The 13,357-nt window shown below is 72.4% G+C and carries 12 protein-coding genes; 1 reads left to right on the top strand and 11 read right to left on the bottom strand.

From position 1 onward, the window contains the following. The first annotated feature begins 285 nt into the window (after nt 1–285). Complete coding sequence (locus ACFYNO_RS40865; RefSeq protein ID WP_388023801.1) at nt 286–1,779, top strand: MFS transporter; 1,494 nt, start codon at nt 286–288, stop codon at nt 1,777–1,779. An 87-nt stretch (nt 1,780–1,866) separates the two neighbouring features. On the opposite strand, the gene ACFYNO_RS40860 is transcribed toward ACFYNO_RS40865, so the two are convergent. From ACFYNO_RS40860 to ACFYNO_RS40810, 11 genes are all read right to left on the bottom strand, one after another. Continuing rightward, the gene (locus ACFYNO_RS40860) at nt 1,867–3,255 is read right to left on the bottom strand and encodes a DNA polymerase IV (RefSeq protein ID WP_388023798.1); all 1,389 of its coding nucleotides are present in this window, start codon (nt 3,253–3,255) and stop codon (nt 1,867–1,869) included. Between the two features lie 40 nt (nt 3,256–3,295). Next, nucleotides 3,296–3,979: a vancomycin high temperature exclusion protein gene (locus ACFYNO_RS40855; RefSeq protein WP_388023795.1), complete on the bottom strand. Its 684-nt coding sequence runs from the start codon at nt 3,977–3,979 to the stop codon at nt 3,296–3,298. Between the two features lie 96 nt (nt 3,980–4,075). Continuing rightward, on the bottom strand, nt 4,076–4,759 hold the full coding sequence (locus tag ACFYNO_RS40850) for a MerR family transcriptional regulator (RefSeq protein ID WP_388023792.1): 684 nt from the start codon (nt 4,757–4,759) through the stop codon (nt 4,076–4,078). Between the two features lie 230 nt (nt 4,760–4,989). Next, nucleotides 4,990–5,463, bottom strand: a complete 474-nt coding sequence (locus ACFYNO_RS40845; protein WP_388023789.1) for a bifunctional nuclease family protein — start codon at nt 5,461–5,463, stop codon at nt 4,990–4,992. A gap of 54 nt (nt 5,464–5,517) precedes the next feature. Then, nucleotides 5,518–6,291 (bottom strand): MerR family transcriptional regulator, encoded by a 774-nt coding sequence (locus ACFYNO_RS40840; protein ID WP_388023786.1) that lies wholly within the window; start codon nt 6,289–6,291, stop codon nt 5,518–5,520. Nucleotides 6,292–6,407: 116 nt separating this feature from the next. Beyond that, entirely contained in the window at nt 6,408–7,256 is an 849-nt protein-coding gene (locus tag ACFYNO_RS40835) for an FHA domain-containing protein (RefSeq protein WP_388023783.1), read from the bottom strand. Between the two features lie 220 nt (nt 7,257–7,476). After that, entirely contained in the window at nt 7,477–8,451 is a 975-nt protein-coding gene (locus ACFYNO_RS40830; protein WP_388023780.1) for a DUF881 domain-containing protein, read from the bottom strand. Between the two features lie 13 nt (nt 8,452–8,464). Continuing rightward, nucleotides 8,465–8,797 (bottom strand): small basic family protein, encoded by a 333-nt coding sequence (locus ACFYNO_RS40825; protein ID WP_388023778.1) that lies wholly within the window; start codon nt 8,795–8,797, stop codon nt 8,465–8,467. After that, nucleotides 8,794–9,861, bottom strand: coding sequence for a DUF881 domain-containing protein (locus tag ACFYNO_RS40820; RefSeq protein ID WP_388023776.1), 1,068 nt, complete (start codon nt 9,859–9,861; stop codon nt 8,794–8,796). Before ACFYNO_RS40820 ends, ACFYNO_RS40825 begins: the two co-directional genes overlap by 4 nt. 92 nt (nt 9,862–9,953) lie before the next feature. Continuing rightward, nucleotides 9,954–12,449 carry a sugar phosphate nucleotidyltransferase gene (locus ACFYNO_RS40815; RefSeq protein ID WP_388023773.1) on the bottom strand — a complete coding sequence of 832 codons (2,496 nt, stop codon included), beginning with the start codon at nt 12,447–12,449 and terminating at the stop codon, nt 9,954–9,956. 124 nt (nt 12,450–12,573) lie between these two features. Beyond that, entirely contained in the window at nt 12,574–13,185 is a 612-nt protein-coding gene (locus ACFYNO_RS40810; protein WP_388023771.1) for a CDP-alcohol phosphatidyltransferase family protein, read from the bottom strand. Nucleotides 13,186–13,357: the final 172 nt, after the last annotated feature.

The raw sequence follows: 13,357 nt of genomic DNA, 5'->3' as shown, positions 1-13,357 counted from the left end.
GGGGCCCCCCCGCCGGGGGGGGCGCCCGGCGCGGGGCGCGGCCCGGGCCCGGCGGGGCCCCCCCCCCGCCCCCCCCCCCGGCCCCGGCGGCGCCGCCCCCCCCCCCCCGCGGGGGCCCCGGCCCCGACGGGCGTTGACCCGGCATCAGTTTCAGGGCGCCGAAGGTTCATCACTAGATATTTGACAAAGTGAAGCACTTCGCGGAAAGATACTTCAGTCGATTAACTGTCGCCTGCCTGAAGCAGCCTCACCGCCGCTCGGGCCGACCGTCTGAAGGAGCCATCCGTGAGTGAGGCGAATCCCGCCGCCACGGCCGTGAAACCGAGCAGCGCCCGGGTGCTGCCCGCGCTGGTGCTGGCGATGCTGGCCTACAGCGTGATCCAGACGGCGGTCGTGCCGATCCTGCCGTCGCTGGCCAAGGAGCTGAAGGTCTCCGGCTCGGACGTCACCTGGCTGATGACCGCCAACCTGCTCTCCGCCGCCGTGCTCACCCCGCTGCTCGGCCGCTTCGGCGACCTGCGCGGCCGCAAGCCGATGCTGCTGATCTCGCTGGCCGGCCTGGTGCTCGGCTCCGGCCTGGCGGTGGCCACCAGCTCCTTCTCGCTGCTGGTGGTGGCCCGGGTGCTGCAGGGCGCCGGCGGTGGCGTGCTGCCGCTGGCGATCAGCATCGTCCGCGACGAGCTGCCCCGGGAGAAGGTCACCGGCGGCGTCGCCGCGATCAGCGCCTCGATGGGCGTCGGCTCCGGCCTCGGCCTGGTCGCCACCGGCCTGCTGCTGGAGCACTGGGACTACAAGTCGATCTTCTGGATGGGCCTGATCGCCGGCCTGGTCGCCGTCGTGCTGGTCATGGTCCGGGTCCCCAAGGACCCGGTGATCGACCGCGAGGGCGGCGCCGACCCGCTGGGTGCGCTCACCCTGGCCGTCTGGCTCTCCGCGCTGCTGGTCGCCGTCAGCCGCGGCAACGAGTGGGGCTGGACCTCCAACAAGACCCTCGGCCTGTTCGCGATCGCCGCGGTGGTCGCGCTGGTCTGGGGCATCATCGAGGTCAAGGTCGCCCACCCGCTGGTGGACATGAAGATGATGGCCCGCCCGGCCGTCGCCTTCACCAACCTGGCCGGCCTGCTGATCGGCTTCGGCATGTACGGCTCGTTCCTGGTGATCAGCAACTTCACCCAGACCCCGGCCCAGCTGGCGCACTACGGCTTCACCGCCAGCGTGCTGCACGCGGGTGTCCTGCTGCTGCCCTCCGCGCTCGGCTCGATGGTGGCCGCCCCGGTCGGCGCCAAGCTGATCGCCCGCCGCGGCCCGCGCCTGCCGCTGGTGCTCGGCGGCGTCTTCGGTGCCGTCTCGATGGCCTACCTGGCCCTGCGGCACAGCGCCGAGGGCGACATCTACTTCGCCGCCGCGCTCTTCGGCCTCGGCGTCGGCATGGCCTACGCGGCGATGCCCGCCTACATCAACGGCGCCGTCCCGGCCGAGCAGAGCGGCATCGCCAACGGCATGAACGCCGTGCTGCGCACCGTCGGCGGCGCGATCGGCACCGCCGTGATGGGTGCGATCCTGACCGGGGACACCATCAAGTTCCCGCCGCAGATCGCCGCCATGATCCCGGTGCAGATCCCCACCCTGGACGCCTACAAGCACGCCTACTGGGTCGCCGCCGTGATGTGCCTGGTGGCCGCCGCCGTGCCGTTCGCGATCCGTACCGCCCGCCGCCCCGGCGCCCCGGTGGCCGGCTCCCCCGCCCAGGCCGAGCAGCCTGCCAAGACCGGCGTCTGACGAGACGTCAACGCCGGGTACCGTCCAAGGGATCGGCGGTCCCCGGCACCGGATGAGCCCCCCGCCCGACGACCTCGGGCGGGGGGCTCACTGGTCTTCGGCCGGCGGCGGCCGCAGCGGCAGCGGATCGGCGGTCGACAGTGCCGGATCGTCGACCAGGAAGGTGCGGATCCGGCCCGGCGGCGAGTCCGGCGTCTCGAACCGCACCGTCACCCGGCCCACCCCGCTGCCCTGCACCCAGCCGGGACCGTACTCCTCGTGCCGCACGTCCTGCCCCGGCAGCCAGACCCGGGCCTCGACCGGCTGCTCGGCGGCGGCGGTCGGCGCCGACTCCTCGTCCGGCTGCCCGTCCTCCTCCTCGGCCTCGGCGAGTTCGGCGGCGGCCTGGGCGAACAGGTCCTCCTGGGTGTACTCGGCGAGCTGCGAGACGCCCACCCCCAGCAGCCGGATGCCGCCCGCCAGGCTCACCTGCTCGGCCAGCCGCCGGGCGGTGGCGGCGATCACCCGGCCGTCGTCGGTCGGCCCGGCCAGCGTCTCGGACCTGGTCAGGGTGGAAAAGTCGAACCGGCGGACCTTCACCACCACCGTCCGCCCCGAGCGGCCCGCCGCCTTCAGCCGCCGCACGCAGCGCGCCGCCAGCCGGTCCAGCTCGAAGAGCACCTGGTCCCGCTCCATCAGGTCCACCTGGTAGGTGTCCTCCACCGAGACCGACTTGGCGTCCCGGTCCGGCACCACCGGGCGGGTGTCCAGCGCCCGGGCCATCAGCGCCACCCCCGACCCGTGCGCCCGCCCGAGCAGCCGGACCAGCTCCTCCTCCGACCGCTCGGCCAGCTCCCCCACCGTCAGCAGCCCGGCCCGGCGCAGCGACTGCTCGGTGGCCGGCCCCACCCCCGGCAGCGCCCGCACCGGCATCGGGCCCAGCACCGCCCGCTCCTGCCCGGGGTGGACCAGCACCAGCCCGTCCGGCTTGGCCTGCTCGGAGGCGATCTTCGCCATCAGCTTGGAGGAGGCGGCGCCCACCGAGGCGGTCAGGCCGGTGCGCCGCTCGATGTCGGCCCGCAGGTCCTCGGCGATCGCCCGGACCAGCTCGGCGCCCTCGGCCGGCGAGGCCGCCAGCAGCGCGCCGCTGAACGGCCCGGCCTCCAGGTCCACGTAGGCCTCGTCCACGCTCAGCTGCTCCATCAGCGGAGAGACCCCCCGGACCAGCCCCATCACCTGCTCGCTGAGGTCCCGGTAGGCGACGAACCGGGGCCACAGGTAGGCGCCGTTCGGGCAGAGCCTGCGGGCCACCGCGGTGGCCATCGCCGAGCGGACGCCGAACACCCGCGCCTCGTAGGAGGCGGTGGAGACCACCCCCCGGTTGCCCAGCCCGCCGACGATCACCGGCTTCCCGCGCAGGCTCGGCTTGGCCGCCTGCTCCACCGAGGCGAAGAAGGCGTCCATGTCGAGGTGCAGGATGCTCGGCAGGGTACGCACGAGTCGATCATCCCGCACGGGTCCGACAATGCGGCGGCGCTCAGTTCGGCCCGGCCGCCGCGTCCGCCAGGGCCCGGGCCACGCCCGGGTCGGCCGGGCCGAGGAAGGTGGGGTCGGGGTGCAGCAGCGAGCTGATCATCGCCTTGCCGGCGCCCGGCAGCTCCCGCACGGTGCCCGCGTACCAGGTCAGGTCGCGCGGCTCCGGGGCGCCCACCGCGTAGGAGTCGATCCCGGCCGCCCGGCACAGCTCCAGCGCCCGGCGGACGTGGTAGTCCTGACTGACCAGCACCGCCCGGTCCACCCCGAAGATCCGGCGCGCCCGGGTGCAGGAGTCCCAGGTGTTGAAGCCCGCGTAGTCGCGCACCACCCGGACCGCCGGCACCCCGTGGTCCACCAGGTACTGGAACATCACGCCGGGCTCGTTGTAGTCGGTGCGGCTGTTGTCGCCGGTCACCAGGATCGCCTGGACCTTGTGCTGCTGGTAGAGCGCCAGCGCGGTCTCCAGCCGGTGCGCCAGGTAGGGCGAGGGCTCGTTGTCCTCGACGCCGGCGCCGAAGACCACCGCCACCGGCTCGCTCGGCACGTCGGCCACCGTGCGGACCCGGTCGCTCTGGCCCAGGAACTCCCAGGCGCTCGGCACCAGCGCCAGCAGGGAGCCCAGCACCACCGCCTGGAACAGCCGCCGCTGCCGCCGCCGGCCCCGCAGCAGCCCGCTCACCCGCATGATCGCTCCCCCGTCCGCGGGCCGCCTTGGCCCGTACACCCGTGCGGACGAGGAACGGTGCGCGGACGGTTCCGGGCCGGGCGGCCCGACGTCGGGTCAGACGGCGCGGTTGCGGCGCCGGGCCAGCTCGTCGGCCGGGTCCTGGCCGAGCAGCGTCTCGCCGGTGTCGGTGCGCTCGGCGTGCAGCCGGCCCAGCGCCGTCTCCAGCTCCTGCCAGACCGCGCCCACGGCGATGCCGAAGACGCCCTGGCCGCCCTGCAGCAGGTCGACCACCTGCTGGGCGGAGGTGCACTCGTAGACCGTGGCGCCGTCGCTCATCAGGGTCAGCCCGGCCAGCTCGGAGAGCTCCATCGACTGCAGATGGGTGACGGCCACCCGGATGTTCTGCAGCGAGACGCCGGCGTCCAGCAGCCGCTTGACGATCTTCAGCACCAGCACGTCGCGGAAGCTGTAGAGCCGCTGCGCACCCGCCGGGTAGGCGGTCCGCACGCTCGGCTCCAGCAGCCCGGTGCGGGCCCAGTAGTCCAACTGGCGGTAGGTGATCCCGGCCGCCGCGCAGGCCGTCGGGCCGCGGTAGCCGAGCAGTTCGGAGGACGGGCCGATCCGCTCGATCGCCGGCTGTCCGGGCTGCACGGCCGGGAACCGGCCCACCCGGGGGAGCTCGGCGACCACCTCGGGGGCCGTGGGGAACTGCCTGGCGGCGCCCGCGGCGCGGCGCTCGCGGGGCAGGTGGAGGGCGCACGGGCCCGACACGGACGTCTCGTCGCCGGTGCTGCTCATGCCTACCTCCGTCCGTCCCGTGCCCGGGCTCCGGGATCGGGCGCCCCGGCTGCCAACCATGACGGTAGGCAGTCGTCCGAGACGCGTCAACGATCGCCACGCCGGGCCGGCGAAACGACATCACTCGACCGAGTGGTTTCGCGTGCCCCTAGTGTGGGTAGGACCGAACGCTTTGGCAAAACAGCTGATCGAGTGCGGACGGAGCCCGCACCCGCAACGGCCGCCGGACGCTACTGGGCGCTGCCGCCGAAGTCCTCCGGCGAGACCTGGTCCAGGAACTCGCGGAACTTCTCGACCTCATCCTCCTGCTCGTCCGGGATCGCGATGCCGGCCTCCGCCAGCACCGCTTCCGCGCCGTAGATCGGCGTCCCGGTGCGCAGCGCCAGCGCTATCGCGTCGGACGGGCGGGCGCTCACCTCGACGCCGCCGGAGAAGACCAGCTCGGCGTAGAAGACGCCCTCCCGCAGGTCGGTGATCCGGACCTGGGTCAGCTGCTGCCCGAGCGCGTCGAGCACGTCCTTGAAGAGGTCATGGGTGAGCGGGCGGACCGGAGTCATGCCCTGCTGGGCGAAGGCGATCGCGGTCGCCTCACCGGGGCCGATCCAGATCGGCAGATACCGGTCACCCCCCACTTCGCGCAGCAGGACGATCGGTTGGCTGGAGGGCATCTCCACCCGGACACCTACGACGTCGAGCTCATTCACAAGGCAACCCTATGACCCTCGGCCCGGATAGGAAAGCGCGGCCCGTCCGGACCGCTACCGCCCGTGGCCGCGCAGACCCGCCTGCACCATGGTCGCGTGCAGCCGCACGGCCAGGGTGGCCAGCTCCCGGGCGGTGGTCTCGGCGTGCGCCCTGGTCTGCGGATTGCGGTGCCGGCGCAGCGGCGCGACCACCTGGTCCACCAGCGCCACCTCGCGCTCGGCCGCCGCCTTCACCTGGCGCAGGTGGCGCGGCTCCAGGCCGAACCGGCCCAGCTCGGCCACCAGCCGGGCGATCTGCAGGGTGTCCGCGTCGTAGCCGCCGTCCGGCCCGGGCGACACCAGGCCGTAGGACTCCCACTCGGCCAGGTCGCGCTCCTCGGCGCCGGCCGCGGCCAGCAGCTCGGCCCGGCCCAGCCGCACCCCGGCGGCGGACGGCGTGTCCAGCTCGCGGTCGGCCTCCTCCAGCGGCCCCGGGCGGCCCTCGGCCCCGGGCAGCGCGGGCGGGGCCTCGCCGCGCTCGATCGCGTCCAGGTGCTCGCGGATCACCCGCAGCGGCAGGTAGTGGTCGCGCTGCATCCGCAGCACGTAGGCCAGCCGCTCGACGTCGGCCGGGCCGAACTTGCGGTACCCCGAGGGGGTCCGCTGGGGCTCGACCAGCCCCTCCGCCTCCAGGAAGCGGATCTTCGAGATGGTCACCTCGGGGAAGTCCTCGCGCAGGAAGGCGAGCACCGCACCGATGCTGAGCAGGTCACTGCCGCGCCGATCACCGGCCCGCTGCTGCGGACTGATCGGCCGGCGGGGGGCCGTCACGATCTGATTCGAAGTCATTCGCGCTCTCCTGCCGACGTCCTGTGGAAACCCCCACCTGTCCGTGCCCGGAGCCCGTCCCGCCGGCGCGCCCGGGCCACGGGGCCCGGCGCGCCGGCTCAGTCGTGCGGTACCGCTCAGTAGCGCTGGGGTCCGGCGAAGAACACCAGGCGGTACTTGCCGATCTGCACCTCGTCACCGTTGTTCAGCGCGACCTCGTCGATCGCCTCCCGGTTGACGTAGGTGCCGTTCAGGCTGCCCACGTCGGCGACCGAGAAGCCGCCGCCGGGCTGCCGGCGGAACTCCACGTGCCGGCGGGAGACGGTGACGTCGTCCAGGAAGATGTCGCCCTGCGGGTGGCGGCCGGCCGTGGTCACGTCGGCGTCCAGCAGGAACCGGCTGCCCGAGTTCGGGCCGCGCAGCACGATCAGCAGCGCGGAGCCCGGGGGCAGCGCGTCGATCGCGGCCAGCACCTCGGGCGAGAGCGCCGGGGTGGCGCCGGTGCCGGTGGCCGTCGGGTCGTAGGACTCCAGGCCGGAGATCGAGATGGTCGAGGTGGTCTCGACCGAGGTCTCCGGGCCCGCGACCCGCAGCGGCGTCCCGCAGTTGTTGCAGAACCGCGCGGTGGCCGGGTTGTGGTTACCGCACCGCTGGCAGACGATCTGGCCGTGCATGTTCGCAGCCTCCTGGCGCGGCACTCCCCCTGGGACGTGCCCGGCATAGGGATCCGGGGCAAACCCTCCACCAGAGGTTGAGGATCCTGACGGGAAACCTATGCGCGGCGAACCCGAGGGGTCAACCGACGCGCCGTAGCCGCCGTCACGGAAGAGCGGCCGGTCAGCGGCCGTCTGGTAGCCGTCCTGCGGCGCCGGGCGCATCCCGGGGACCTGGCCCGTCTCCTCCTCCCGGCGGTGGCGCGCGGTGGGCGCCTCGACCGCCGCGGCGCGGCGGTTGTTGCGGCCGAACAGCTTCGAGAACAGACTCACGGGCGAATCCCCTTGCGTGAAACAGACCCGCCCGCGGGGCAGGGTGGGAACCTCGGACAGGCGGCGAGCCCGGCCGGCGGCCGGAACATCGTCAGTGGTACTGCACAGTGTGGCCGACGCCGTCCCCGGACGGTGCACCGGGGGCGGTCCGGCCCAGGTGAGGGGCGGTGGAGCCGACTGGGCGTCAGTGCGGGACCCCGGGGGCGCGGCGGGCGGCCCCTCACTTCGCCGCCGGCTTGGCGAACTGCTGCGGAGCGGGCACCACGAGCGCGTCCACCGTCACTTTCTGCTGCTCCGAGATGTTGGTGGCGACCTGCTGCTTCTCCAGAGTACGGACGATGCCGCCCGGGATGTTCAGCGCCGGCGTCAGGTCCTGCGGGTTGCCGATCACCGTGAAGCGGTACGGCTGCGCGACGGCCTTGCCGTCGATCTGCACGCCGCCGGACGCCACGTCGGTGAAGTAGGTGTTGGCCACCACTCGGACATCGTTGATCTGAATCGCCTCCGCCCCCGCCGCTCGGAGTTCCTGCAGGGTGTCCAGCAGCATATCCGCCTTGACCTGCCCCTGGGGGTCATCGACCGTCAGTACGATTCCGGGGCCGGTCGCCTTCACCGTACCCGCCAGCACGCCCAGCTCCATGGCCTTCTGCCGGGTCTGCTCCTCCGCGGCCTTGGCCTGGTTGGAACTGCTCTGCAGCTGGGTCAGCGACTGGTCCAGCTGCGACTTCTCCTGCTGGAGGCGCTGCTGACGGCTGTCCAGCTCGTCGAGGATGCGCACCAGGTCCTCCTGCCGGGCACCGCGCAGCGCGCTGTGGTCGTTGGTGGAACGGACCTGGATCGCCAGGCCCAGGCCGAGCGCGAAGAGCAGCAGGGCCACCACCAGCTGGCCGCGGGAGGCGCGCGGCGGCCACAGGGCGCTGCGCAGCCGGGTGCGGCCGTCGGCGGTCACCGGGGAGGACGCGGCGGGCTCACCCGCCGGTTCCTTCCGCTGCTCTTCTTCCTCTTCTTCCGCTACCGCCTCTTCGGGCTCTTCGGGCTCTTCGGACCCTTCGGGCTCTTGCGGCTCGGTCTCCGGCTCTGGCACAGCCTCCGGCTCCGGCTCGGCCGGTATCGCGGCGGACTCCTGCCCGGCCTCGGGCCCGGCGGTCCCGGTCTCCTCGGACTCGTGCTCCTCGGGCTCCTCGTGCACCGTCATCGCCGTCCCGCCCTCAGGCCCGGAAGACGTGGCGCCGGATGGCCGCCGCGTTGGAGAAGATCCGCACGCCCAGCACCACGACCACGCCGGTGGAGAGCTGCGAGCCGACGCCCAGCTGGTCGCCGAGGAAGACGATCAGCGCCGCCACCACCACGTTGGAGAGGAAGGAGACCACGAAGACCTTGTCGTCGAAGACCCCGTCCAGCATCGCCCGCACCCCGCCGAAGACCGCGTCCAGCGCGGCCACCACGGCGATCGGCAGGTACGGCACCACAGCCGCCGGCACCGACGGCTGGACGAAGAGTCCGACCACGACACCGGCCACCAGACCCAGTACGGCGATCACGGCTTCGTTGCTCCTGTCCTAGAGGGCTTGGCTCCGGGTGACGGCGACCTGGTGGGCGCGCCGGAGGATGACGACGGCGAGGGCGGGCCTGACGGCGGGGCTGACGCTGAGCTGGAGGGTGAGGCCGACGGTACCGGTGAGGGCGAGGGGGAGACAGCGGGTGACGGGCCGGCGCCCGGGCCGTCGGTCGGCTCCGGCACGGCCAGCCGCAGCGTGAAGCCCACCGCCGCGGGCAGGTCCATCGAGCGCTGGGCGCTGCTGGTCTCCCGGATCCCGAAGCCGTCCACCAGGATCTTCAGGTACCGCCCGCCCATGCTGGACTGGAACGCCCCGGGCAGCCGCTTCTCGTCGCCGACCGCCAGCAGCGTGTACGGCGGCACCAGCGGCCGGTTGTCCACCAGGATCGCGTCGCCCGCGGCCCGGATCGGCGAGAGCGCGGTGATCCGCTGCCCGTTCACCGAGACCGCCTCCGCCCCGGCCTCCCAGAGCCCGTTGACGACCAGTTGGAGGTCGCGGTCGCGCAGCCGCCCGCCGGCGAAGCCGTCGGCCGCCCGCGGGTCCACCGCGCTGGCCGAGCCGCTGTCGGCCGAGTCGTCGATCACCAGCTTCAGCCCGGGGCCGGAGACCGCGCCGGTGCCCACCGCGCCGTTCAGCGCCGTCAGGCCGGTGTCGGCGCCGCTGGCGCTGAGCGCCCGGCGCTGCTCCTGCTCGACCTCGGTCCGCTCGGCCTCGACCTGCTGCTGCAGCTTGTCGGCGGCGGCGTTCTCGTCGTTGACCCGCTGCACCAGCGCGTCGTGCTCCTTGGCCAGCGCCGGCTCGTTGCTCTGCGCCGTCACCCCACTGACCGTCACCACCACGGCGGCCAGCGCCAGACCGATCGCCAGCACCAGCTTGCCCCGGGCGGTGGTGGGCAGCCGGCGGCGGCCCTCCTCGCCCCGGGCCCGGGCGGCGGCCGCGTAGCCCTCGTCCAGGCTCTGGTCCATCACCGTGTTCAGCAGCGTCATCGACGCATCGGGACGCGCGTACCGGCCGTCCCGCTGGTTCGGTGAGCGCGTCGCTGGCATGCGGGACATCGTCGCACGGCTGAGCACCGCCGGGCGAACGTCCTCTGACTGGCGGACGCCGTCCGACGGTGCTTCACCGCACCTCTACAGGATCACCGCCCCGCGCCGTCGACCACCGCCGCCCACTCGTCCAGCAGGCCCTCGGTGGCCTCGTCGTCCGGGCCCTCGGCCCACAGGTGGGTGACCGCCTCGGCCGGGTCCGGTAGCACCAGGGTCCACCGGCCGTCCGGCTCCACCACCCGCACGCCGTCGGTGGTGTCCAACTGCCGGCTGCCCGCCGCCTCGACCACCGAGCGCATCACCATGCCCTTGGCCGCCCACGGGGTGGCGATGTCCCGGCGGCCCATGTGGGCCTGCGGGATCCGGGCGTCGATCTGGCTGAGGGTCAGCTGGGTGCGGGCCACCAGGCCGACCAGCCGGACGAAGGCCGCCGCGCCGTCCAGCAGGCCGCTGAACTCCGGCACCACGTAGCCGCCGCGCCCGTCGCCGCCGAAGATCGTGCCCTCGTCCGCGGCCGCCTTGGCCAGGTCGTCCAGCGAGGTACTGGTCCACCGCACCTGGGTGCCGTGGTAGGCCGCCACCTGCTCGGCGATCCGGGTGGTGGTCACCGGCAGCGCGACCTGCCCGCTGCGCCGCTCGGCCGCCACCAGGTCGAGCAGCACCAGCAGCGCCCGGTCGTCGTCGATCACCCGGCCCAGCTCGTCGACGAAGGAGACCCGCTCCCCCACCGTGTCGAACCGCACGCCGAAGGCCGCACGGGAGGAGGCCACCAGCGCGCCGAGCCGGGCCAGGCCGGCCCGCCGCTCCTCGGCGCCCTCGGTCGGCCGGGCCTCGTCCAGACCGCTGTTGACGCTCAGCGCCTCCACCCCGAGCCGGCCCAGGAGGCTGGGCAGGACGAGGCCGGCGCTGCCGTGCGCGGTGTCCACCACGACCTTGAGGCCCGCCTCGCGGACGCCGGTGGTGTCGATCGCCCGCAGCAGGTTGCCCGCGTAGGAGTCGAAGATGCTGTTGGGGTGGCTCAGGTCGCCGATCTCGCCCGGGAACGCCCGGCGGAACTCCTGGCGGGCGTAGACCCGGTCGAGTTTGCGCTGGCCGGCCTGCGAGAGGTCGGCGCCGCGCTCGTCGAAGAACAGGATGTCCAGCGAGTCCGGCACGCCCGGGGTGGTGCGCAGGAAGATGCCACCTGCGCTGCCCCTGGCGGTGTGCTGCCGGGCCACCGGCATCGGCACGTTCTCCAGGTCGCGGACGTCGATCGCGCTGGTCTGCAGCGCCGAGATCATCGCCCGCTTGAGCGCCCGCGCGCCTCGCGAGTGGTCCCGGGCGATGGTGACGTTGGCGCCCTTCTTCAACGTGGTCGCGTAGGCGCCGGCCAGCCGGACCGCCAGCTCCGGGGTGATCTCCACATTGAGGATGCCGGAGACGCCCCGGGTGCCGAACAGGTGCTCCTGGCCGCGCGACTCCCAGATCACCGAGGTGTTGACGAAGGCGCCGGCCTCGATGGTCTTGAACGGGTAGACCCGGACGCCGCCCGCGATGATCGACTCCTCGCCGATCAGGCACTCGTCGCCGATGACCGCGCCGTCCTCGATCCGGGCCGCCCGCATCACGTCGGTGTTCTTGCCGACCACGCAGCCGCGCAGGTTGGTCTGCGGCCCGATGTAGACGTTGTCGTGCACCACGGCCTTGTGCAGGAAGGCGCCGCGCTTGACGACCACGTTGCTGCCCAGCACGGTGTGCTCGCGCAGCTCCACGCCCGCCTCGACCTTGGCGTAGTCGCCGATATAGAGCGGACCGCGCAGGATCGCCTCCGGGTCCACCTCCGCGCCCTCGGCCACCCAGACGCCCGGGGAGATCTCGAAGCCGTCCAGCTCGACCTCGACCTTGCCCTCCAGCACGTCCGCCTGGGCCTTGCCGTAGCTCTCGTGGGTGCCCACGTCCTCCCAGTAGCCCTCGGCGACGTAGCCGTAGACCGGCTTGCCCTCCTTGAGCAACTGCGGGAAGACGTCACTCGACCAGTCGACCGAGGTGCCGGCCGCGACGTAGTCGAAGACCTCCGGCTCCATCACGTAGATGCCGGTGTTCACGGTGTCGGAGAAGACCTGACCCCAGGTCGGCTTCTCCAGGAACCGCTCCACCCGGCCCTCGTCGTCGACGATGGTGATTCCGAATTCGAGGGGATTGGGCACCCTGGTGAGGCAGACGGTGACCAGTGCGCCCTTCTCGCGGTGAAAGGCGATCAGCTCGGACAGATCAAAATCCGTGAGGGCGTCTCCGGAGATCACCAGAAAGGAATCGTCGCGGAGCGCGTCCTCGGCGTTCTTCACACTCCCGGCGGTGCCGAGCGGAACCTCCTCATTCGCATAAGTGAGGTTCATGCCCAGATCCTCACCGTCGCCGAAGTAGTTCTTCACCAGTGAGGCGAGGAACTGGACGGTGACCACCGTGTCGGTGAGGCCGTGCCGCTTGAGCAGCCTGAGCACGTGCTCCATGATCGGGCGGTTGGCGACCGGCAGGAGAGGCTTCGGCATACTCGAAGTCATCGGGCGGAGACGAGTTCCCTCGCCTCCTGCCATCACAACGGCTTTCATTGCGGGTGCGTCCTCCTTCGCGGCAATGGACTCCACGTCCATCAAACCGTTCAAGGACTCCTCTACCCGGATGAAATCATCCGACGCGCGGGGCGGCGGACCAACTCGGCCCGATTAGCCGCACCTAGCCGACCGATACCGGCGTGTCGCTGGCGATCCGCCGGGTCTGCATCGCGTAGAGGATCGCGGCCCACCAGTAGAGGACCGTCCCCCACCCGATGAATGCCCAGCTGACCACCGCGGCGGTGCTGTGGATCCAGCCGCTTCCCTGACCCAGCAACAGAAGCGGAAAGGCGTACATCAGATTGAAGGTCGCGGCCTTGCCGAGAAAACTCACCTGCAACGGTCCGTAGCCGTGCCGGTTCAGAATCGGCAGCAGGGTCGCGATGAAGAGGTCGCGCGCCACCAGGACCGCGGTCAGCCACCAGGGCAGGATGCCGCGCCAGGTCAGGCCGAGCAGGGTGGAGAAGATGTACAGCCGGTCGGCCAGCGGATCCAGCAGCTGGCCCAGCCGGCTGATCTGCCCCCAGCGCCGCGCCAGCTTGCCGTCCAGGTAGTCGCTGACTCCGCTCAGCAGCAGGATCAGCAGTGCCCAGCCGTCGTTCTTCGGCCCGCCGAACTCCGGCCAGAGAATGAGCCAGAGGAAGACCGGCACCCCGACCAGCCGGGCCATGCTCAGCAGGTTCGGGATGGTGAGCACGCGGTCGGTCTGGACTCGCGTCTCCTGGACCTCCACCAGGGGGCCTCCTCTGTGCGGTACTTCCGTGCGGTGCTGGGGTTCGTGCGGGCCCGACTTTACCCGGCGGTGCCCGGGAACGCGAAGAAGCCCCCAGCACGAATGCTGGGGGCTTCTCCTGAATGATTGTTCGGCGGCGTCCTACTCTCCCACAGGGTCCCCCCTGCAGTAC

The sequence above is a fragment of the Kitasatospora sp. NPDC006697 genome, assembly GCF_042869935.1.
Classification (GTDB): Bacteria; Actinomycetota; Actinomycetes; order Streptomycetales; family Streptomycetaceae; genus Kitasatospora.
This window is presented reverse-complemented; position numbering and strand designations above follow the sequence as displayed.

Excerpts from the sequence above, each read along its gene's own strand:
- ACFYNO_RS40820 (WP_388023776.1), bottom strand. The coding sequence starts at position 9,861 with ATGCCAGCGACGCGCTCACCGAACCAGCGGGACGGCCGGTACGCGCGT.
- ACFYNO_RS40830 (WP_388023780.1), bottom strand. The coding sequence starts at position 8,451 with ATGACGGTGCACGAGGAGCCCGAGGAGCACGAGTCCGAGGAGACCGGG.
- ACFYNO_RS40815 (WP_388023773.1), bottom strand. The coding sequence starts at position 12,449 with ATGAAAGCCGTTGTGATGGCAGGAGGCGAGGGAACTCGTCTCCGCCCG.
- ACFYNO_RS40850 (WP_388023792.1), bottom strand. The coding sequence starts at position 4,759 with ATGAGCAGCACCGGCGACGAGACGTCCGTGTCGGGCCCGTGCGCCCTC.
- ACFYNO_RS40855 (WP_388023795.1), bottom strand. The coding sequence starts at position 3,979 with ATGCGGGTGAGCGGGCTGCTGCGGGGCCGGCGGCGGCAGCGGCGGCTG.
- ACFYNO_RS40840 (WP_388023786.1), bottom strand. The coding sequence starts at position 6,291 with ATGACTTCGAATCAGATCGTGACGGCCCCCCGCCGGCCGATCAGTCCG.